Annotated in this window: 18 protein-coding genes and 1 pseudogene; 13 read left to right on the forward strand and 6 right to left on the reverse strand. The window is 39.0% G+C overall.

Going from position 1 to position 20,362, the window contains the following annotated elements:
- Positions 1 to 101 precede the first annotated feature (101 nt).
- The gene (gene rluB / locus PVK70_RS13875) at positions 102 to 1,190 is read left to right on the forward strand and encodes a 23S rRNA pseudouridine(2605) synthase RluB (protein WP_130043390.1); all 1,089 of its coding nucleotides are present in this window, start codon (positions 102 to 104) and stop codon (positions 1,188 to 1,190) included.
- A 110-nt stretch (positions 1,191 to 1,300) separates the two neighbouring features.
- Here rluB and PVK70_RS13880 read toward each other — a convergent pair whose 3' ends face one another.
- Entirely contained in the window at positions 1,301 to 2,041 is a 741-nt protein-coding gene (locus PVK70_RS13880) for a YciK family oxidoreductase (RefSeq protein ID WP_130043447.1), read from the reverse strand.
- 162 nt (positions 2,042 to 2,203) lie between these two features.
- Between PVK70_RS13880 and sohB the strand changes: the two genes are divergently transcribed.
- Positions 2,204 to 3,265, forward strand: a complete 1,062-nt coding sequence (gene sohB, locus PVK70_RS13885; protein WP_130048617.1) for a protease SohB — start codon at positions 2,204 to 2,206, stop codon at positions 3,263 to 3,265.
- Between the two features lie 70 nt (positions 3,266 to 3,335).
- On the opposite strand, the gene PVK70_RS13890 is transcribed toward sohB, so the two are convergent.
- Positions 3,336 to 3,581, reverse strand: a complete 246-nt coding sequence (locus PVK70_RS13890) for a YciN family protein (RefSeq protein WP_130043392.1) — start codon at positions 3,579 to 3,581, stop codon at positions 3,336 to 3,338.
- A 401-nt stretch (positions 3,582 to 3,982) separates the two neighbouring features.
- On the opposite strand from PVK70_RS13890, the gene topA reads away from it, so the two are divergent.
- The 4 genes from topA (at position 3,983) to PVK70_RS13910 (ending at position 10,046) form a co-directional block, all read left to right on the forward strand.
- Entirely contained in the window at positions 3,983 to 6,625 is a 2,643-nt protein-coding gene (topA, locus tag PVK70_RS13895) for a type I DNA topoisomerase (RefSeq protein ID WP_130048618.1), read from the forward strand.
- Between the two features lie 198 nt (positions 6,626 to 6,823).
- A complete protein-coding gene (locus tag PVK70_RS13900) occupies positions 6,824 to 8,242 on the forward strand; it encodes an SLC13 family permease (RefSeq protein WP_130048619.1) in 1,419 nt (472 codons plus the stop codon).
- 3 nt (positions 8,243 to 8,245) lie between these two features.
- A complete protein-coding gene (locus PVK70_RS13905) occupies positions 8,246 to 9,586 on the forward strand; it encodes an ATP-binding protein (RefSeq protein WP_130043395.1) in 1,341 nt (446 codons plus the stop codon).
- Positions 9,573 to 10,046: a response regulator gene (locus tag PVK70_RS13910; protein ID WP_130043396.1), complete on the forward strand. Its 474-nt coding sequence runs from the start codon at positions 9,573 to 9,575 to the stop codon at positions 10,044 to 10,046. Before PVK70_RS13905 ends, PVK70_RS13910 begins: the two co-directional genes overlap by 14 nt.
- Positions 10,047 to 10,101: 55 nt before the next feature.
- On the opposite strand, the gene PVK70_RS13915 is transcribed toward PVK70_RS13910, so the two are convergent.
- Positions 10,102 to 11,097: a 2-hydroxyacid dehydrogenase gene (locus tag PVK70_RS13915; RefSeq protein ID WP_130043397.1), complete on the reverse strand. Its 996-nt coding sequence runs from the start codon at positions 11,095 to 11,097 to the stop codon at positions 10,102 to 10,104.
- A 251-nt stretch (positions 11,098 to 11,348) separates the two neighbouring features.
- Here PVK70_RS13915 and PVK70_RS13920 point away from each other — a divergent pair, with 251 nt between their 5' ends.
- A complete protein-coding gene (locus tag PVK70_RS13920) occupies positions 11,349 to 13,055 on the forward strand; it encodes a phospho-sugar mutase (RefSeq protein WP_130048620.1) in 1,707 nt (568 codons plus the stop codon).
- Between the two features lie 93 nt (positions 13,056 to 13,148).
- Here PVK70_RS13920 and PVK70_RS13925 read toward each other — a convergent pair whose 3' ends face one another.
- Both PVK70_RS13925 and PVK70_RS13930 read right to left on the reverse strand, forming a co-directional pair.
- A complete protein-coding gene (locus PVK70_RS13925) occupies positions 13,149 to 13,787 on the reverse strand; it encodes a LysE family translocator (protein ID WP_122035246.1) in 639 nt (212 codons plus the stop codon).
- Positions 13,788 to 13,980: 193 nt separating this feature from the next.
- On the reverse strand, positions 13,981 to 14,595 hold the full coding sequence (locus PVK70_RS13930) for a fumarylacetoacetate hydrolase family protein (protein WP_130048621.1): 615 nt from the start codon (positions 14,593 to 14,595) through the stop codon (positions 13,981 to 13,983).
- Positions 14,596 to 14,801: 206 nt separating this feature from the next.
- Here PVK70_RS13930 and PVK70_RS13935 point away from each other — a divergent pair.
- Positions 14,802 to 15,632 (forward strand): annotated as a pseudogene (locus tag PVK70_RS13935) (helix-turn-helix domain-containing protein).
- An 87-nt stretch (positions 15,633 to 15,719) separates the two neighbouring features.
- Here PVK70_RS13935 and PVK70_RS13940 read toward each other — a convergent pair.
- Entirely contained in the window at positions 15,720 to 16,529 is an 810-nt protein-coding gene (locus PVK70_RS13940) for a GNAT family N-acetyltransferase (protein WP_130048622.1), read from the reverse strand.
- A 391-nt stretch (positions 16,530 to 16,920) separates the two neighbouring features.
- Here PVK70_RS13940 and PVK70_RS13945 point away from each other — a divergent pair, with 391 nt between their 5' ends.
- Genes PVK70_RS13945 through PVK70_RS13965 form a run of 5 tightly spaced genes read left to right on the forward strand, consistent with a single transcriptional unit; the run spans position 16,921 to position 20,324 of the window.
- The gene (locus tag PVK70_RS13945) at positions 16,921 to 17,877 is read left to right on the forward strand and encodes an MBL fold metallo-hydrolase (RefSeq protein ID WP_130048623.1); all 957 of its coding nucleotides are present in this window, start codon (positions 16,921 to 16,923) and stop codon (positions 17,875 to 17,877) included.
- Positions 17,867 to 18,175, forward strand: a complete 309-nt coding sequence (locus PVK70_RS13950) for a hypothetical protein (RefSeq protein WP_130048624.1) — start codon at positions 17,867 to 17,869, stop codon at positions 18,173 to 18,175. The genes PVK70_RS13945 and PVK70_RS13950 overlap by 11 nt, the downstream gene beginning before the upstream one ends.
- The gene (locus PVK70_RS13955) at positions 18,163 to 19,029 is read left to right on the forward strand and encodes a DUF692 domain-containing protein (protein WP_130048625.1); all 867 of its coding nucleotides are present in this window, start codon (positions 18,163 to 18,165) and stop codon (positions 19,027 to 19,029) included. The genes PVK70_RS13950 and PVK70_RS13955 overlap by 13 nt, the downstream gene beginning before the upstream one ends.
- Positions 19,022 to 19,750, forward strand: coding sequence for an HvfC/BufC family peptide modification chaperone (locus PVK70_RS13960; RefSeq protein ID WP_130048626.1), 729 nt, complete (start codon positions 19,022 to 19,024; stop codon positions 19,748 to 19,750). Before PVK70_RS13955 ends, PVK70_RS13960 begins: the two co-directional genes overlap by 8 nt.
- Positions 19,743 to 20,324 carry an HvfX family Cu-binding RiPP maturation protein gene (locus tag PVK70_RS13965; protein ID WP_130048627.1) on the forward strand — a complete coding sequence of 194 codons (582 nt, stop codon included), beginning with the start codon at positions 19,743 to 19,745 and terminating at the stop codon, positions 20,322 to 20,324. Before PVK70_RS13960 ends, PVK70_RS13965 begins: the two co-directional genes overlap by 8 nt.
- The last annotated feature ends 38 nt before the right edge of the window (positions 20,325 to 20,362 follow it).

Genomic DNA, 20,362 nt, shown 5'->3' on the forward strand with positions numbered 1-20,362 from the left:
ATAGAATTCTAAAATGATTGAGAAATACTATCTGAACTTGGTAGGTTCTTGATTAATAAAAGTTAATTGACGCCTGTGAAGGCGACATCATAAGGTAAAAAATGAGCGAAAAATTACAGAAAGTATTAGCACGAGCAGGCCTTGGTTCTCGTCGTGAATTAGAAACGATGATTCAGTCTAATCGTGTTAGTGTTGATGGTCAGATAGCAAAGCTAGGTGATCGCCTAGAAAATGTCGATGCAAAAATTCGTATTGATGGCCATGTTGTATCAGTAAAAGAGTCTACTGATGTGATTTGTCGTGTGCTTGCTTACCATAAACCAGAAGGTGAGCTATGTACTCGTCATGACCCAGAAGGTCGTCGTACTGTTTTTGATCGCCTACCAAAAATTAAAGACTCACGTTGGGTATCTGTTGGTCGTCTTGATGCCAATACCGCAGGTCTATTGTTATTCACCACTGATGGTGAGTTAGCAAACCGTCTTATGCACCCGAGTCGTAAAGTTGAACGTGAATACATGTGTCGTGTATTTGGTGAAGTTAACGACAAGATGGTTAAAAACCTAGTTTCTGGTGTAAAACTGGAAGATGGTGAAGCACGTTTCGAAGACGTTATGTATGCTGGCGGTGAAGGTATGAACCATACTTTCTATGTAGTAATTAACGAAGGCCGTAACCGTGAGGTTCGTCGCCTATGGGATTCTCAAGGTGTAACGGTTAGCCGCCTAAAGCGTGTTCGCTATGGTGATATCTTCTTAGAAAAAGCACTGCCTCGTGGTGGTTGGATGGAACTTGAACTGAAGGAAGTAAATTACCTTCGTGAAATGGTTGAACTTCCACATGAAAAAGAAAGCCTATTGGATGTAGATAAAGAATCTCGTAAGCGCGCGAAGTCTAAATCTCAAAAAATCCGTCGTGCAGTGAAGCGTCATGATGAACGTACCGTTGAAGATCGTAATACTTCTGGTGGTCGCCGTGGTCGTAATAATAAAAAGCCAGTAGGTAGCTCATTACCGCGCAATTCAAATAGTGACGCTAAACCAACAGGCAAGCCAACAAGTAAACCAAGTGGTAAACCAACAGGCAAACCAAGCGGTAAGGGTAAGAAGCCAGCAGCGGGTTCTAAGCCTGTGAGAAGTAAATTTTCACCAAATGGTAAAGCACCTAAATCAGCACCAAGACAGCGTTAAGTTGAATTGATGAGTTGACTTAGAAAACAGACAAATAAAAAGGGTTGAAGCCATATGGTTTCAACCCTTTTTTTATTTTGCTTGGTGTTACTTATTTATACTAATAATAACTATTTTGGTTGTGCATCAATACACTGACCATTTACGTTAATACTTTCAGGTGCCATTAAATAGACATATAACGGCATTAAATCTTTTGGTGTTTTAAGTAAGCTAATGTCTTCAGCTGGAAAGGCTTGAGCACGCATACGTGTATGAGTTCCACCTGGATTAATTGCGTTTACTTTAACCTGAGTGCCTTCCATTTCATGTGCTAATGTTTGCATCATGCCTTCAGTAGCAAATTTTGAGATAGCATAAGCTCCCCAAAAAGCACGACCTTGGTGACCTACAGTAGAGGTGGTGAAGATAATTCGAGCATCATCAGATTGTTGTAAAACAGGCAGTAGTGCTTGAGTCATTAAGAATTGCGCTTTAACGTTAATTTGCATGACTTCGTCGAAAATCGCTTCTTCAAATTGCTCGAATGGACTCAACATACCAAGTAAACCTGCGTTATGCAGTAAGCCGTCGAGTTTACCAAATTGACTTTGAATGGTTTCAGCCATATCGATATAATTCTGCTTTGTTGCGCCTTTTAAATCTAAAGGCACAATCGCTGGCGTTGGATAACCTGCCGCTTCAATTTCATCATAGACCGCTTCTAATTTTGCAACGGTACGCCCCAAAAGGATAACCGTAGCACCATGTTGAGCATAATGTAATGCTGCTTGTTTACCAATGCCATCCCCTGCACCAGTTATGAGAATTGTTTTGTTTTTTAATGCGTCAGCAGAAACCTGATAGTCCACTCTGTAATCCTTGTATTTCAACATTCATCCTAAGTCCTTCTGTTCTTTTTTGCGATTTATAGCCGTAAAAATAGACATTTAGTACGAATTTCTATCATTAGATGAATTAACTTTGGGTTAAGTTAGGTACAATACACGAAACATACTTAAGAGGGTATTACATTGGAATTTTTGTTTGATTACGGTCTCTTTTTAGCAAAGATAGCAACAGTGGTTGTTTCTATTATCGCCATTTTGATTGCCGCTAAAGCTGTGGGTGGTAACTCTTCAGCATCAAAAGGTGAGTTAGAAGTTACGAATTTGACTGAACAATATAAGTCAACGATTGAAGAACTAGAACACCATCTATTTGATGATGCTGAGTTAAAAGCACGCGCAAAAGCAGAGAAAAAAACTGCAAAAGAAGCCGAAAAAGCAAAACAAAAGGCAGTGAAACAGGCTACAAAATCTGGAGATTTAGAGCTAAAACGCGATGCTCGTTTATTCGTTTTAGATTTTAAAGGCAGTATCGATGCAAAAGAAGTCGCTGGGCTTCGTGAAGAAGTATCAGCTATTTTAGCGGTTGCAGCAGAAGGTGATGAAGTCCTTGTTCGTCTTGAGAGTGGAGGTGGTATGGTTCATGGATATGGACTGGCTTCATCTCAGCTTGATCGTTTACGTGATGCGAATATCAAACTAACGATTTCTGTTGATAAAGTAGCAGCTTCTGGTGGTTACATGATGGCGTGTATCGGTGAGAAAATTATCGCAGCACCATTTGCAATTGTTGGCTCAATTGGCGTGGTTGCACAATTACCAAACTTTAGTAAGTTGTTGAAAAAGAACGATATTGAATTTGAGCAGCTGACAGCAGGTGAATACAAACGAACGCTAACTATGTTTGGTGAAAACAGCGATAAAGCACGTGAAAAATTTCAATTAGAGTTGGAAGAAACACACGTATTATTTAAAGATTTCATTCACGAACATCGCGCTGGTTTGGATCTTGAAAAAGTAGCAACAGGTGAGCATTGGTTTGGTAAACAAGCGCTAGAGTTAGGCTTAATTGATGCGATTCAAACATCCGACGATTACTTAACAAAAGCGTGTAAGGATCGTGAAGTATTAGCGATTCATTACGTACAGAAGAAAAAGCTAGGCGCTAAAATTGCAGGTATCGCTGGTCAATCAGCAGAGAATGTATTTATGCGTTTAATTAGTAAAGGACAACGTCCAATTCTTTAATTGCACGGATGTTTTTTAATATAAAAAAGGCTGAATTATTCAGCCTTTTTTTGTTTGTAATTAGCAAAAATTACTTAACGCTAAATTCTTTTGATAATTGATGAGCAAGGTATTTAAACATATTAAATACAGCGGTGGTTTTTTCTGTTGGTAGGCCTTGATCGGATAAAAAGTACTCGCCTTTGAATACTAATACTTCATCTTTTTCTTCTACACTAGTTGCTCGCATACCTTCAACGTAGTTCTCGTGATCTTGAATGATTTGGTTGGCGATTAACAGTAAATCAGCCTCAGAAATGGATTTTTTATCGCTCATATCTCACTCATTTTTTGCTATATAAAAGAGGGATTTTAAGCATAACGGTTGGAAAATACAATTGATGTAAATCATGGCTAGTAAAATAAAAATTCAGTGAAGATTGACAATTTTATTGTGAGCAAGTGCAAGATATTTAACTCACCTTTTGAGCTATGGACGTGTAAATGATAATAGAGTCGGCCTAATTAAAAAGGGAGTTTGATGGTAGGGTGTGTCTAAATTACATCTAATTAACAACTGTCCAAACTACGACCATTCAGTAACGAATGTAAAAAAAGTGGTTGACGTAGTGCCATCCTCCCTCAATAGTAATATATAGATAAAGTTTAATTTATAGCTGTTGATATCGTTATTTTGAGCAGCATTGTATTTCAGCACGAGGACGTTAGTGAGACATTATGGGTAAATCTCTAGTTATCGTGGAGTCACCAGCCAAAGCAAAAACAATAAATAAATACCTTGGCAAAGACTTCATCGTAAAATCCAGTGTAGGTCACGTACGTGATTTACCTATGGGCTCAACGAGCACAGGTAAAAAAGCGGCTGCGGCATCGACTAAAGGCTTAAGTGTTGAAGAAAAAGCACGCATTAAAAAAGAAAGAGATAAAAAAAATCTAATCAATAAAATGGGAATTGACCCATACAATGATTGGGCAGCTAACTATCAAATTCTTCCAGGTAAAGAAAAAGTAGTTGCTGAATTACAAAAATTAGCGGAAAGCGCAGATACTATTTATCTCGCAACCGATTTGGACCGTGAAGGGGAAGCTATTGCGTGGCACCTTCGCGAGATCATCGGTGGTGATGATTCACGCTTTAAACGTGTGGTTTTTAATGAAATCACTAAAAATGCAATTCAGCAGGCTTTTGAAACTCCAGGTGAGTTGAGTATGCCAGGTGTAAATGCACAGCAAGCACGTCGTTTCTTAGATCGTGTGGTTGGTTTCATGGCTTCTCCATTGTTGTGGAAAAAAGTGGCTCGTGGTTTATCTGCTGGTCGTGTTCAATCAGTTGCTGTGAAGGTATTGGTTGAGCGTGAGCGTGAAATCAATGCATTTATTCCTGAAGAGTTCTGGGATATTCATGCGGATACGTTAACTGCGGATAAAGAAAACTTCCGCCTACAAGTTGCACAACGTAATGGTTCTGCCTTCAAACCGTTAAATCAAGCGGATACGCTTGCAGCGGTTAGTATTCTTGAAAAAGCAGAATATGAAGTGTGTAAACGTGAAGATCGCCCAACAAAAAGTAAGCCATCAGCACCGTATATCACATCAACATTGCAACAAGCAGCAAGTACACGTCTAGGTTATGGTGTGAAAAAGACCATGATGTTAGCTCAGCGCCTCTATGAGGGCGGTTACATCACTTATATGCGTACTGACTCAACTAACTTAAGTAAAGAGGCTGTAGAGGCGTTACGTGAGTTCATTGGTTCTGAGTATGGCGACAGCTATTTGCCTTCAGCACCGATTTTTTACGGTAGCAAAGAAGGCGCACAAGAAGCTCACGAAGCGATTCGTCCTTCAAGTGTTGATGTGAAAGTTGATGACCTACAAGGTATGGAAGCGGACGCTCACAAACTTTATAACCTAATTTGGAATCAATTTGTTGCTTGTCAAATGACACCTGCGCAATACGATTCAACCACATTGAGCGTAAAAGCCGATGAATTCACCTTAAAGGCAAAAGGACGTATCCTGAAGTTTGATGGTTGGACTCGCGTACAACGTCCAATGGGTAAAAATGAAGATCAGCTATTACCAGCGGTTCAACTTGGCGATAAGCTAAAACTAGAACAGCTTGATCCAAAACAACACTTTACTAAGCCACCAGCGCGTTTCACAGAAGCTGCATTGGTTAAAGAACTTGAGAAAAAAGGCATTGGTCGTCCATCGACTTACGCATCAATCATCTCAACCATTCAAGACCGTGGTTATGTTCGTGTTGAAAGTCGCCGTTTCTATGCAGAGAAAATGGGTGAAATCGTTACAGACCGTCTAAATCAATCGTTTGATGATTTAATGGATTACGATTTTACGGCTCGTATGGAAGGCAACTTAGATAAAATTGCTGAAGGTGATAAAGATTGGAAAGACGTACTTAACGCTTTCTTCCAAGACTTTACTGATGATATTGCCAAAGCGGAGCTTGATGAATCTGAAGGTGGCATGTCACCAAATAATATCGTAGAAACCGATATTAAATGTCCAACATGTGGCCGTAATATGGGTATTCGTACTGCATCAACTGGGGTATTCCTTGGTTGTTCGGGTTACGCATTACCACCAAAAGAACGTTGTAAAACAACGATTAACTTAGGCAGTGAAGAGGGCATTGTTAATGTTCTTGAAGAAGACGTAGAAACCGCAGCATTACGAGCGAAGAAACGTTGTCCTAAGTGTGAAACAGCGATGGATCCTTATCTAATTGATCAAGATCGTAAGCTTCATGTTTGTGGTAATAACCCGAACTGTGAAGGTTACATTATTGAGAAAGGTGAGTTCCAACTTAAAGGTTATGATGGTCCAATTGTCGAATGTGACAAATGTGGTTCAGACATGGAACTTAAGAACGGCCGCTTTGGTAAATATATGGATTGTACGAGTGAAACGTGTAAAAACACACGTAAGATCCTAAGAAATGGTGAAGTTGCGCCACCAAAAGAAGATCCTGTACACCTTCCTGAATTGGAATGTGAAAAATCAGACGCGTACTTTGTGTTACGTGATGGCGCATCAGGTTTATTCTTAGCAGCAAGTACGTTCCCTAAATCACGTGAAACTCGTGCACCATTAGTGGAAGAGCTTGTTCGCTTTAAAGAGCGTCTGTCTCCTAAGTTCTTGTACTTAACAGAAGCACCGACGCACGATCCAGATGGTAAGCCAGCAGTGATTCGTTTCAGTCGTAAAACGAAAGAGAACTATGTTCGTACTGAAAGTGATGGCAAGCCATCAGGTTGGACTGGTTTATACATCGACGGCAAGTGGGCAATTACGGATAAGCGTAAAAAACCAAAAGCCGAGAAAGAAGATAAATAATCTTTTTTTGAAAATAGCTAACTAAAAGTTAAAAAGGAGTCTCAGACATGGGCTCCTTTTTTTATGTGATTAAATCATAACTCTTCATATTTTTAATTATTTTACTATATTCATTGATCTAACTCGGTATACCGAACAGCAACTAAGACCATAATAAAGACAATATATTTTTACTGTTCTATGGAAGTCGGTAGCGTTATGCGTCAATACATGAAGTATTTAATCCCAACAGTTATTCCTTTAATTATTTTATTACTCCCTTTGTCCGCTTTTCCTTTTGAAGGAATGACAATAATTCAGCAGCGTGTGATTGCTATCTTTTTATTGGCAGCACTGTGTTGGGTATTTGAGCCAATTCCAATTTACGCAACCTCAGTAGTCATTATTGTTCTCGAACTATTAATGGTTTCTGATAAAGGTTTTATCTTATTTAAGATGAATCAAGATGCACCTGATTTTGGAGAGTTGCTAAATTACAGTGATATTATGGCAACCTTTGCCAGTCCGATAATTATGCTGTTCTTAGGTGGTTTTTTCCTAGCAATGGCGGCAACGAAATATCGATTGGATGTCAACTTAGCCAGAGTATTGTTAAAACCATTTGGAACCAACCCTAAGTTTGTCATGCTTGGCTTAATGTTGATTACAGGCATTTTCTCAATGTTTATGTCGAATACGGCAACAACGGCGATGATGCTATCGATCTTAACGCCTGTTATTGCCGTATTTGGTCCGAAAGATCCAGGCCGAGTTGCGTTTGCTTTGTGTATTCCTATTGCGGCGAACATTGGTGGTATTGGAACCCCGATTGGAACCCCACCAAATGCCATTGCCTTGAAATATCTTGTTGGAGACAACCTAATCACATTCGGTGAGTGGATGGCATTTGGTGTGCCATTTGTCATCGTGATGATGGCGCTTGCTTGGTTCCTAATTACCTACTTATACCCAGCAAAACAAACCACAATGAATTTAGATATCAAAGGGAAGTTCTTAAAAACACCAAAAGCGATCATGGTGTACATCACATTCGCAGGTACGATCCTTTTATGGCTAATGGGATCAAGTCATGGCATGAACTCATATACTGTTGCGCTAATTCCAGTTGCGGTTTTCTCTCTGACGGGGATCATCAACAAAGAAGATCTTAAGAAAATATCATGGGATGTGCTGTGGTTAGTTTCAGGTGGTATTGCTCTTGGTTTAGCGTTAGATAAAACAGGCTTGGCTAAGTTAGTGGTTCACAGTATTCCTTTTGATGCTTATTCTCCTTATGTGGTTTTATTTGGTGCGGCATTCTTATGTTTAGTCATGGCAAACTTCATGTCTCATACAGCAACGGCGAACTTATTGATGCCGATCATGGCAGCGTTAGGTACTTCAATGACGTCATTGACCCCATTAGGTGGTGAGCTAACCTTAATACTGATAGTTACATTTGCCGCTTCTCTAGGTATGTCATTACCAATCAGTACACCACCAAATGCATTGGCGCATGCAACCGGTAATGTAGAAAGTAATCAAATGGCAAAAACAGGTGTGATATTGGGCGTCGTTGGTGTGTTATTAAGTTTTGTAATGGTATGGATCCTTCATACTGTGGGCCATATTGGATAGCCTATGAATCAAGAAAAATTACAACGTTTGATTGATGCCTATTTTAGTCAAGAAGAGCGAAGAATTGTTATTCCTGCGGGTGAAACGATCTTAGAGCAGGGTGCAGACAATGACCGTCTATACTATGTTTGCTCTGGTGAGTTAGAAGGGTTCTATCAAGAAGAAGAGAGTGAAAGCCAAGTTATGGTATTTAGTGCCTCTGAAGGCGCATTCATAGGCGTTCATAGTTTCTTTTCTGAAACCTTAATTGCTTCATCAACCGTAGTGAGTAAAACAGAAAGTGAACTTGGGTGGATAGATACAAAGACCACGGCAGTTGAGCTAGAGCGCTATGGACCACTTACCGCGCAGTTTACGCCTATTATTGTTAATGAGCTTTCTCGTCGTCAGCGCAGAGCCATGCAAGAATCGATAGAGAAAGAAAAAGCGCTACAAAAACTCTACTCTGCAGAGCAAATGACCACACTTGGTCAATTGGCTGCGGGTATTGCTCATGAGCTTAATAATGCGGTTGGAGTCTTAAGCAGTAAAACAGAGCGTCTGCAGTCTATCATTTTAGAGTTACTAGAAGAGATACACCCAGAAGCGAGTAGTTTTGTTGATCAAGGTTTAATGAATGGTCAAAACATTAGCTCATCAGAAGTTCGCACAAGAGGGCGTGAAATAGAAGAACGTTATGGTCTTGAAAGAGATCTCGCGCGTGAATTAGCTCGTGCGGTGCCTAGTGGTGAGTTATCAACGTACTGGTTAAGCGCTCCTGAAAAAGCCATACGCTATTGGAATATCGGTCGAGATCTTCATGACATGAGGTTAGCGGCAAGGCATTCTGTTGGTATTGTTCGCTCGGTGAAACAACTAGGCAGAACAGATATAGATACCGATGAAATCCTTGATGTGAATGACAGCATTAATAAAGCGCTCGTCTTATTACAGAGTGATTTGAGACGCGTCTCTGTGCATATGAGCCCAGCAGCAATGCCAATGGTAAAAGCATCAGCCACTGAGTTAGTTCAGGTGTGGGCTAATGTGATTAAAAATGCCAGCGATGCAATGGAGAAAATACAATCACCAGAAATTGAAATATCGACGCGAGTATCAGATCGATTTGTTTTAGTGACGATTGCGAATAATGGTCCTGAAATAGATGAAGTGACTCGACGTAAAATATTCCAACCGAATTTTACCACCAAAAAGGGCGGACTTTCTTTTGGTTTAGGGCTCGGTCTAGCCATCGTAAAACGAATCATAACAGGATACGGTGGTTCAATTGCAGTAAAGAGCAATCAAGAGAAAACCATTTTTAGAATTAAATTGCCAGTCGAGGACGGTCATGGAAAAACTTAATCTGATTTGTGTAGACGATCAAAGGGAAGTGCTGAGTGCCGTTTTGCAAGATCTTGCACCACTTAAATCATGGATTAATATCGAGGAATGTGAATCTGCGGATGAAGCATTAGACTTGATGGATGAGCTAGACAGTGAAGGAGGATATATCGCTTTAGTATTATCCGATCACGTAATGCCAGGAAAAAATGGTGTTGAATTATTGACTGATGTTTCCCACGATTATCGCTTTTTAAGAACAAAAAAAGTTCTGTTAACAGGGCAAGCAACTCATCAAGATACAATTATCGCTATTAATCGAGCGCGTATTGAAAGCTATATTGAAAAACCATGGAACGGGGACGAATTAAGAGTGTTAGTTACTCGTTTAGTGACGGAATATATTTTTGATAAAGGGTTGGAATATACTGACTATCAAGAACATTTAGATCAACAAGTTGTTCTTAGCCGATTAAGATAGTACCAAATTAAAACGCCTTACATAAGCAAACTATGTAAGGCGCTTTTATAGGTTACTACGCTTGAATTAATTCGTTACCGGAGTGCTCACCTTTTGAAAAGGCATCAATACTACCTAGTGTTGTTGCAGCTATATTATCTAATGCTTCTTCCGTTAAGAAGGCTTGGTGGCCAGTGAAAAGTACATTATGGCAAGCAGATAAACGACGGAAAACATCATCGGTAATAATGTCGTTTGATTTATCTTGGAAGAATAGCTCTTTCTCATGATCATAAACATCTAAACCGAGCGCACCGATCTTACCTGCTTTTAAGGCTTCGATAGCGTTGGCTGAGTTTAATAACCCACCACGACTGGTATTAATGATCATTACGCCATCTTTCATTTTTTCAAATGAATCTGTGTCTAATAAGTGCGTGTTTTCAGGCGTTAATGGACAATGCAGTGTTATTACATCTGATTTCGCAAAAATCTCATCAAGGGTAGTGTATCTCACTCCTAAATCTATCGCTACTTGGCTTGGGTATGGGTCATAGCACAAGATTTCCATTCCTAATCCTTTAAGAATTCGCATTGTTGCGAGCCCAATTTTACCCGAGCCAATAACACCAACCGTCTTACCAAAGAAATTGAAACCTGTTAACCCTTCTAGAGAGAAGTTGGCATCACGAGTTCGTTGATATGCTTTATGGAAACGACGGTTTAAGCACATCATCATTCCGACAGCATGTTCGGCGATGGCTTCTGGTGAGTAAGCGGGCACTCGAACCACTTGGAGACCGAGTTCTTTTGCCGCATCAAGGTCTACACGGTCAAATCCCGCACAACGCATAGCGATTAATTTGGTGCCTTGATTCGCAAGTTTAGTGAGGACAGGAGCAGATAAATCATCATTAACGAATGCACAAACCACATCGGCACCATCTGCAATTGGGGCTGTACTTTCAGTGAGTTGGAAGTTGAAATATTGACATTCGAATTGGTAATTTTGATTGATACTATTGAAAGAAACTTCATCATAAGATTTAGTACTGAACATTGCGATTTTCATATAATATCCTTACAAATAAACAGGTTATAATAATGCTAACTCTTTCCACTTTACCACTTCTTTAACTAAAAATAAGATAAAACTGATGAATAAAATGTTTTAATACTTATGGTATTAAGAGTATTTACGTATCAGAACTATAATTTGTTCATAGTTAACTATTATTTTCCTGAGTTTAGCGATTGCGCTCATGTAATTGATAATAGATATCATCTAGACTTAATGAATATTCAGTAATGAGGTTTTTTATTATGATGCAGAAAATAACAAATTGGTTGAGTAGAGATCCAGAACCAAGAACTCGAGAAGAACTTCAGTATCTTGTCGATATCGGAAACATGGCAGAACTAAAAGATCGCTTCTCTTCTCGACTTCAATTTGGTACCGCTGGATTACGAGGAATGGTAGGAGCAGGACCTAACCGAATGAATCGGCTGGTAATTCAAGAAACAGCCACAGGATTAGGTCATTATTTAATAGACAACATCACGAATGCTAGCGAAAGAGGTGTTGTTATTGGTTATGACGGTCGTACTGATTCTCAACAATTCGCTCATGATACCGCTAGCGTTTTAACGGCTTTAGGGATTAAAGTTTTTTTAACAACCAAAGTTGCGGCAACCCCTATTGTGGCTTATGGGATTAAGAAATTTAACGCCGCAGGAGCGGTAGTGGTTACGGCAAGTCATAATCCACCAGAATATAATGGCTTTAAAGTGTATTGGGAGAATGGAGCGCAGATTATTCCGCCGCATGATTCAGGTATTGCCAATGAGATCGATATTGCAGCCACAAAGCCTATTCCACTGATGTCATTGAGTGATGCTGAGGCTCGAGGGCTTTTAGTGTGGTTAGATGACGAATACTATCAATGTTATCGTAATGCAATGAACAGCAATCCGCTGCTTTCAAACCATACCAACCCATCAGCAATTTCAATTGCTTATACAGCGATGCATGGTGTGGGTGCCGATATGGCAGAAACCTTATTGCGTGATGCTGGATTTAATCATGTGGTAAGCGTGGCAGAACAAAGAGAACCAGATGGAACCTTCCCAACGGTAAATTTCCCTAACCCTGAAGAAAAAGGGGCTATGGATATGGTTATCGCGTTAGCTGATTCAGTACAGGCAGAGCTTGCATGCGCTAATGATCCTGATGCAGACCGTTTTGCACTGGCTGCACGAAAAGATGACGGTAACTATCAAATGCTCACAGGTGATCAGGTAGGTATTCTATTTGGACATTATCTGTTGAAACATACAGAACCAAGTAAGCAGCTTGTTGGTAATACCATTGTTTCGTCCACGTTATTGAAAAAGATTGCTGAATCGAAAGGGGCCGAGTATTTCCAAACGCTAACGGGCTTCAAATGGCTCACTAATGTTGCGATGCAAAAGCAAAGTGAAGAAAAACAATTTCTTTTTGCTTATGAAGAAGCACTTGGATACACCATTGGCAGTGAAGTGTGGGATAAAGATGGTTTATCTGCTTTAGTTGCTTTTGCTCAATTAGCGGCAGAACTTTCAACACAAGGTAAGAGCGTTTGGGATGAGTTGGAATTAATTTATCGCACTCACGGATTGTATATAAATGCACAGCGCAGTATCGCTTTAGCACCAAATTCTCCACCGGTTGGCGATAAGCTAAGAGCGAATCCACCAAAGCAAATTGCTGGAGTGAATATTGCGGTTACTGAAGATTTAAAAGCGTCATTGAGATATCTCTCAGATGGCACGACAGAATCAATCGATTTACCAGCCAGTGATGTCGTGATTTATCATTTAGAAGACGGCTCTCGTATTATTGTTCGCCCATCAGGTACTGAGCCAAAACTGAAGTGTTATTACGAAGTGGTGGCAGCGATTGCACCAACAGATGAATACTCGGTTATTCAAACGAAAGCCAATGAAGCGATGGGTTATTTAATTGAAGAGCATCAAAAGAGCCTAGTTTAAAAGTGAGAAGATCAAGAAACTAAGCTTTTAAAAAGTAGGATAGAAATAAAAACGGTGGGCTCAATGCTCACCGTTTTTATATTTTGAATTGAATTAAAGTGCAGTAACAAAAGAACTTAACATCCACAATGCAAGAATGATAAAAATCCCGCCCATGAATTTATGCTGATACGTTCTGAATTTCACGTTATTGATTAGCGACTTTCCAAGTGTTCCTACTAACGCTACCAAGATTAAGTTAAACAATAAACCAAGAACGTTAAGCAATAAGCCAAGCACCAACATTTGCTCGCCAGAGGTTGCAGCAATATTGGTAGAAACAAACTGTGGTAAAAACATCACAAAGAAGACTAACGCTTTAGGGTTCAATAAATTACTGACTAAAGCACGTTGATAAAACGTAGTTGCCATTGTCGAACCTTGTTGTAATTCTGGTGCTTCATCCGCTTCTGCCCGAATACAATCCCAACCCATTTTTAATAAGTAGGCACCACCAACGAGATGTAATGCTTTTAAGGCAATAGGGCTCATCGCAATCAGTGCAGATACGCCTAAAGCAGCAAGCAAGGTTAAAATAATACCTGAGGTCGCATTACCTAAGCTGGCAAATAAACCGACTTTACGGCCGTAACTCATGCTTGAACTAGCAATCAACAGCATATCAGGGCCTGGTAATAAAAGTAGGGCGATAACAGCGGTTAAGTAAACCGGAAGAATAGTAATATCAATCATTATTTTATTTTGAATTATAAATCAGGAGGCGGATTTTATAGTAGTGAGATCTACTTTTCCATTTTTAAAGTGCCATCATAGAATAAATAATCAGCATATTAAAAAATAATGATAGTTTTGTTATTAATTGGTTTTCAATGCGACTTTTATGTTTGTAAATTGATAAAATTACCACGGTAACTTGTCATTTCGCTTATCTTGCAACCCACTCAGCTTCAATCAGTGTTTTTCCATCGAGTTTTAAGCGACTAAGAAAAATATCACCCATGTGAATTTCACCAACGCCTTGAGGTGTACCAGTCATGATGACATCACCATCACACAATTGGGTATAGGATTTTAAATCAGCAAGGATAGTTTCTGGAGAGTAAATCATTTGGCTAACTTGACCACATTGGACTCTCATACTGTTAATAAAGAGCTCAATTTGAAGTTGATTAATGTCTATACCATCAAGAGGGATGAAACGGCTAAATACCGCTGAGCCATCAAAGGCTTTTGCTCGCTCCCAAGGAAGTCCTTTGCTTTTTAGCTCAGATTGTAAGTCTCGTTTGGTTAAATCAAAACCTATTGCAACGGCAGATAGCTGTTCTTTTTCAATCAAAAAACAGATCTCTACTTCATAATGTAAACGCTCTTGATGGAAAGAAGATAGGGTTGAAGTGATGCATGAATTTGGTTTATTAAACACCACCATTTGCTCAGGGATCGTATTATTTAACTCATTAATATGGGCAACGTAATTACGGCCAATACATAATAATTTAGATGGAGTAATTAATTTTTCTCCAAAACGAACCGAATTCATTTTCCTATCCTTGGTTTTTAAATATGCAATGCAGAGTGTACCTGAACTCCTCTTTTTTCAATCGTACTCTGTTGAGTTTTTAGTCAAAAATCAGATCTCTAGCTCAACTACGAACAGGATCATATAGATAATTATGGTGATCTGTTGTGCTGTTAATGAGATAAGTCAGTTAGAATGGTTATTTCTTTCTCTTTACGGTATTAATGATGATCAATTGGATTCACCCCCCTAAAAATTCGGATGTGGCTAAACTGATCGATTGTTATTGGTTTTTAGAAAGACCTGAAGAGACAGACAGTAACCCATTTCCCAAATTAAACCCTGAGCCTGCAGGGCATTTGATCATTTCGGCTTCAGAGCAGCCCTATCATTATGATATTGCATCTGATCGATTAAAGGGAAAAGGGTCACATTGGCTATACCCATACAGCAAGACATTACAGATGGATCACTCGCATGGCTTTGCGATCATCGGGGTTAAATTTCATGTTGGTGCGTTGTACTTATTAAACCAAGAACCACAACAATCAGTAGCAGATACTATTGTTTCAGCAGATTTGAATCTGTTATTTGGAACTGAAGGGATAAATGAAATAGATCTGATTGAGCTAGCCAAACAAGATCCTCAGAGGCTTTGTACTAAGTTAGATGAGATATTGTTACCGTGGTTATCTAAAGTGGAAGAAGATAAACATTATCAACTGACAACAAAAGCGCTACCTCTATTAGCGAAAACGCCCATTGCTCAATTAGGGGAGTTATTGCATTGCTCACAAAGAACGTTAGAGCGAAGTTTTGTTCGAGTTACTGGGTTTACTTTAAAACAATGCCAGTCAATGAATCGATTGGAAGCGTTAATTACGTATCTGTATCAGCGAGAAGAAACCGATATTGATTGGTTAACGGTTACTTACGAGTTTGGTTTTAGTGATTAGCCACATTTGATCCGTTATTTGAAAAGTACCTTGGGAGTTACCCCTGGGGAGTACGCAAAGCAACGAGATCTTACGATTGATATATATGGTGGAATTGAATAATCAATAACCATTATAGTAAGAATATAAAGCTAATGACTCAAAGAATAAGTCACTAGCTTTAGTATTTAAGTTGATCTGTTGCTGAGTTTAAAAATCAAACTGAACAATACGATGCGAAGAAGTAAGACCTGCACGAGTAATGGCTTTCTGCGAGGCAATATTCGTTTTCTCAGTTGAACACATGGCGGTTAGCCCTTTACTGTTTGCTAAAGCAATCAAGTAAGTGAGCACTTGAGTTGCAATGCCTTGACCGCGTTCAGATTCAGCAACAACCATTCCCAAATCAGCATGCTCTGTTTGATGTTCGTCAAACAAGCGACATTCACCAGCAGCCAGTAACTTATTCTTCTTCCAGTAACCAAATAACTCTTGGCGACTAATTAGGTTTGCATAATACCCAGTAACCCATTCTTCAGGCGCACCTATGTTTGCTTTTGCAAATTCAACAAACTCGGCTAGCTGTTCAACCGTTGCTGCTGTCATTGGCAAGTCAGTCTTTTGCTTTACGGGTTTTTCGATTTGTTGATACATTAGCGTATTTACCTGGGTTTTCGCCGCATGATCAAGACATAATGATAAATAATGCGTTTCTGCAGTACTAGAAAATGCGCCAGTCACATCACCAATAAGCACGTTTTTTTTATTGATAATAGAAGTGAAAATATCATCAGCAAGATCCTGATTTGGTTGGTTTATGTAAAACTGAAGTAGGTAACCATCGCTATTTATACAACAAAATCCAATCAACTCTGCATCTTTATAAAAACCAAAATGGTCTGCCATCGGCACAAATCCGCATAACCACATACCATCTAGTGGCGCTGTAGCTTGCTTAACGTATTCTTTTTTTAGTGTGCTTAATTCTTCTAGCTGTTCAATTTTTTCGATAGTGATCATTTTCTATTGCCTATCTTTGATGGTGGTAACTATTTAGTAACTGTATGGATAAGCCCATAAGTGATGGGCTGTTCTTGAGTGGATAATAAATAAAAGAGAAAAACAAAGATTGAACAAAAGCGACAGTTTGAAATTAAAAGTAATAAACGAAGCAATTATACGTATTTTAATTTATGTAAATATAACTTTGTTTTCTTTCCATTTAAGAATCAGTAGCGCTTACATCGTTTAGTTTAACTTAATGGTTGGTTAAAAATACAAATATATATTTAACCATGAAGATCGTTTACTTTATGTCTTGCTTTGATTTACATCAAATAATAATGATTTAGTAGCGTAACTTTTGGTAGCTCACCCAAAAGTTTTCATAATCAGATATGAGGTAATAAATATGAAACAGCCTTTAAAAGCACTTGTTATTGCGCTTGGTTTCACTTTCGGTGCAGCAAATGCCTACGCCATTAGTATGGAACCACTAGACAAGGAATACACGTTACAAGTATTAGGGTCGGGTGGTCCTATTTCTGATGACCTTCGTGCCTCTTCCGCTGCTGTGATTTGGTGGAAAGGAAAATCTAGATTTATGATTGATGCCGGAGGTGGTGCCTATCTTCGCTTTGGACAATCAGGTGCAAAACTTGAAGATTTAGACTTTTTAGGTATCACTCACTTCCATACCGATCATGTAACAGATTTACCTGCCATTTTAAAAGGTGGATTCTTCTTTAATCGTGAGGATGCGTTAGATATTTCAGGACCAACCGCAGGTGCTGGATTTCCAAGTTTAACTGAATACATGGATGCGCAATTCAATTCAGACAAAGGCGCTTATGCTTACCTTAATGGCTTGCTTACTGGCGAAGGGATCTTTCCTGTCACCTTGATTGACGTTCCATACCAATCAAAAAATGAAACCAAAGTATACGATAAAGATGGAGTGGTAATCACTGCATTTGGTATTCCTCACGGCAATGTTCCTTGTCTTGCTTATCGAATTGAAACTAGTGAAGGTGTGTTTGTTGTTTCTGCTGATCAAAACGGAACTAACCCTGGGTTTGTTGATTTTGCAAAGGGCGCTGACATTTTAATGATGCCAATGGCAATTGCTGAAAATGCAGACGAAGAAGTTTCGGCATTTATGCATGCAAAACCATCGACGGTTGGGAAAATAACCGCTCAAATAAACCCTAAGTTACTTGTTGTTGATCACATGATGGGTTTGAGCTTGAAATATAAAGCAGAGTCTCTAGACATTATAAAACAATATTACAAAGGTGAAGTGATAGCGGCGCGTGATCTCTCTAGTTTTCCAATGAATGCAGTTAAGGATAAAACCAATGAAAAATAAACTTACTTTATCAATTGTTATGACCTCTGTGATTGCGCTTAATTCAGGGATGGTTTCTGCTGCAGAACCAGTAGAAGAAGCTATTGTAGCGCAAGTCAGTTCTGGTAATGGTGGTCATTGTGCGGCGGGTAAATGCGGTACTGAAAAACGTTTTGGAAAAGCAGATTTAAACGGTGATCCACAAGGTCGTTTAGTGAGAGCGAGAGACGGTAAGTGCGGCCTGTCAGGAGAGGGTATTAATGCCCCTGCTGTGATTGCAGATAAAAGTAAAATTACAGGTGGATTATGCGGTCAATAATCAATACAAGTAAAGGTATTGGATTACGCAGTGAGCATATTGAAGAGCTATGTACATCTCCAAAACATAAAGACATTGATTTTCTTGAATTAGCGCCTGAAAACTGGATGAACATAGGAGGGCAGCGACGTGAATTTTTAAAGCAGATTTCCGAGCATTATCCATTGATAGCCCATGGTCTAACGTTATCTATTGGTGATGGCCAGCCTCTGAATAGAGAGTTTATACAACAAGTTGCTCGTTTCCTTAATGAATTTAATATTGAGATGTATAGCGATCATTTAAGTATGTCGCGTGATAAGCAAGGGTATTTATATGATCTTCTTCCAATCCCTAGACGTAAAGAAAATATCTCTTATTTAGTCGATAGAATTCAGTGTGTGCAAGATATTATTCAGCGTCCATTAATACTAGAGAATATCTCTTACTATCACGATTATGGGAATGAGATGCCAGAAGGTGATTTCTTCTCGGAAATAATAAAGCGAAGTGACTGTAAGTTATTGCTAGATATAAATAATATTTACGTAAATAGCCATAATCAGAGTTACTGTCCTTATGAAATGCTAAGAGCCTTACCGAGTGATTCAATTGCTTATTACCACATCGCTGGGCACCTAAAAGATGACAATAATTTCCTTTTAGATACCCACGGTAAATCAGTACAAGAAGAGGTGGTGGAGTTAGCAAAATATACGTTTGAGGTTCATGGTTGTAAGCCTTTATTGCTTGAGAGAGATAATAACTTACCGCCATTAAATGAATTAACAAGCGAGCTTTGCACTATTCATCAGAATATTATCAATCAACAACGAGGATTGAATCAAGCAAGTGAGGGAGGTCATTATGCTTAATACTCCTGCAACGATGTTGACCGAAATTGAATTATTTTCTAAGGCGATTCGACAGCAACCAAAACAGAAGTCTACTCGCCGTTACCATGAGTTTATTTGTGAAAATATTGTAGGAGTGATTGAAAATACCTTCCCTTTATTCTCAGGGACACAGAGTGCTGATGATCTTAATCAGTTAGCTAATGAGTTTATTTATTATCACAGCGCAACTGAACCAGAGTTTCATCAAATAGCGACAGAGTTTGTTCAATTTATTCAAAACAAAGTGGAATTAATGCCACGACTGTTGAAATTAATTGAGTACGAGTGGGTCACTTTTAATGCCGAAATAGCAATGATAAGAACGAACGAAACACACTCATCATGGGAAGAAATTTCAGCTCAACCTAACGCTTTTACATTGAGTTGTAATGCAGTGATGCAATTGATAGAGGTTCCATTCTTAGTTGAAGAAGATGCGGTTAATTTTCTTTCTAAAGATGAAGACTCTGTTGTGTACGGTGTTTATCGAACAAAAGAAAACATCGTCGTATCTCAAAAGCTTAGGGATATTGATGTTGCGATTATTCAGCTTATTTCTCAAACACCCAAAATCACATTAGCAAAAGCAGAGCAGCATATACATACACACTTAGCAGAGTTTAATTTTATGTATTGGGTGCATTCTTTTACTCAAAACCAACTTATTACGATTCAGTTTTTAGGAGATAAACATGATTAATTCAATTATTGATGGGTATGACAATTTTATTGTGAAATGCAAGAAATGGGACTTTGTTGTTTTACTTGGTATTCGATTATTTCTTATTCCAGTTATTTATGTAGGAGCACATTCAAAAGTAACAGGCTTTGATGGTGCGGTTCAATTAATGGTCGAACTTGGTCTTCCTTTTCCTACTTTGATGGCCTTTGCAGCAGCAGCGACAGAAGTTATTGGCTGTATTTGTATCGCTATGGGGTTATTTACTCGAATTATTTCTATCCCAATGATCTTTTTAATGAGTGCTGCAAGCTTAACGGTGCACTGGAAGCATGGCTGGGATGCGATAGCAACAGGAAGTATGGAATCAACATGGCGTTTGAATGGATTTATTGAGTGGTTATCTGCTAATTACCCTGGTCGTTATAACTACATTACAGAGTTGGGTGACCCTGTGATGCTGAACAATGGCATGGAGTTCGCGACGACCTATTTTGTCATGCTTGCCGTGTTATTTATTTATGGTGGTGGCCGTTACGTAAGTATGGATTATTGGTTGAAAAAGAAATTTAACCGTAAAGAAATAAAAGGATAAGTGGGATTAATAGGGGAGGCTGACCCCTATTTTTCATT

Origin of the sequence: Aliivibrio sp. A6 (genome assembly GCF_028765505.1) — a bacterium.
Classification (GTDB): Bacteria; Pseudomonadota; Gammaproteobacteria; order Enterobacterales; family Vibrionaceae; genus Aliivibrio; species Aliivibrio finisterrensis_A.

Coding starts and splice junctions, on each gene's coding strand:
- PVK70_RS13900 (WP_130048619.1), top strand. CDS start 6,824: ATGCGTCAATACATGAAGTATTTAATCCCAACAGTTATTCCTTTAATT.
- PVK70_RS13950 (WP_130048624.1), top strand. CDS start 17,867: ATGAAAAATAAACTTACTTTATCAATTGTTATGACCTCTGTGATTGCG.
- PVK70_RS13960 (WP_130048626.1), top strand. CDS start 19,022: ATGCTTAATACTCCTGCAACGATGTTGACCGAAATTGAATTATTTTCT.
- topA (WP_130048618.1), top strand. CDS start 3,983: ATGGGTAAATCTCTAGTTATCGTGGAGTCACCAGCCAAAGCAAAAACA.
- PVK70_RS13965 (WP_130048627.1), top strand. CDS start 19,743: ATGATTAATTCAATTATTGATGGGTATGACAATTTTATTGTGAAATGC.
- PVK70_RS13920 (WP_130048620.1), top strand. CDS start 11,349: ATGATGCAGAAAATAACAAATTGGTTGAGTAGAGATCCAGAACCAAGA.
- PVK70_RS13925 (WP_122035246.1), bottom strand. CDS start 13,787: ATGATTGATATTACTATTCTTCCGGTTTACTTAACCGCTGTTATCGCC.
- PVK70_RS13890 (WP_130043392.1), bottom strand. CDS start 3,581: ATGAGCGATAAAAAATCCATTTCTGAGGCTGATTTACTGTTAATCGCC.
- PVK70_RS13940 (WP_130048622.1), bottom strand. CDS start 16,529: ATGATCACTATCGAAAAAATTGAACAGCTAGAAGAATTAAGCACACTA.
- PVK70_RS13905 (WP_130043395.1), top strand. CDS start 8,246: ATGAATCAAGAAAAATTACAACGTTTGATTGATGCCTATTTTAGTCAA.
- PVK70_RS13915 (WP_130043397.1), bottom strand. CDS start 11,097: ATGAAAATCGCAATGTTCAGTACTAAATCTTATGATGAAGTTTCTTTC.
- PVK70_RS13945 (WP_130048623.1), top strand. CDS start 16,921: ATGAAACAGCCTTTAAAAGCACTTGTTATTGCGCTTGGTTTCACTTTC.
- PVK70_RS13955 (WP_130048625.1), top strand. CDS start 18,163: ATGCGGTCAATAATCAATACAAGTAAAGGTATTGGATTACGCAGTGAG.
- PVK70_RS13910 (WP_130043396.1), top strand. CDS start 9,573: ATGGAAAAACTTAATCTGATTTGTGTAGACGATCAAAGGGAAGTGCTG.
- PVK70_RS13930 (WP_130048621.1), bottom strand. CDS start 14,595: ATGAATTCGGTTCGTTTTGGAGAAAAATTAATTACTCCATCTAAATTA.
- rluB (WP_130043390.1), top strand. CDS start 102: ATGAGCGAAAAATTACAGAAAGTATTAGCACGAGCAGGCCTTGGTTCT.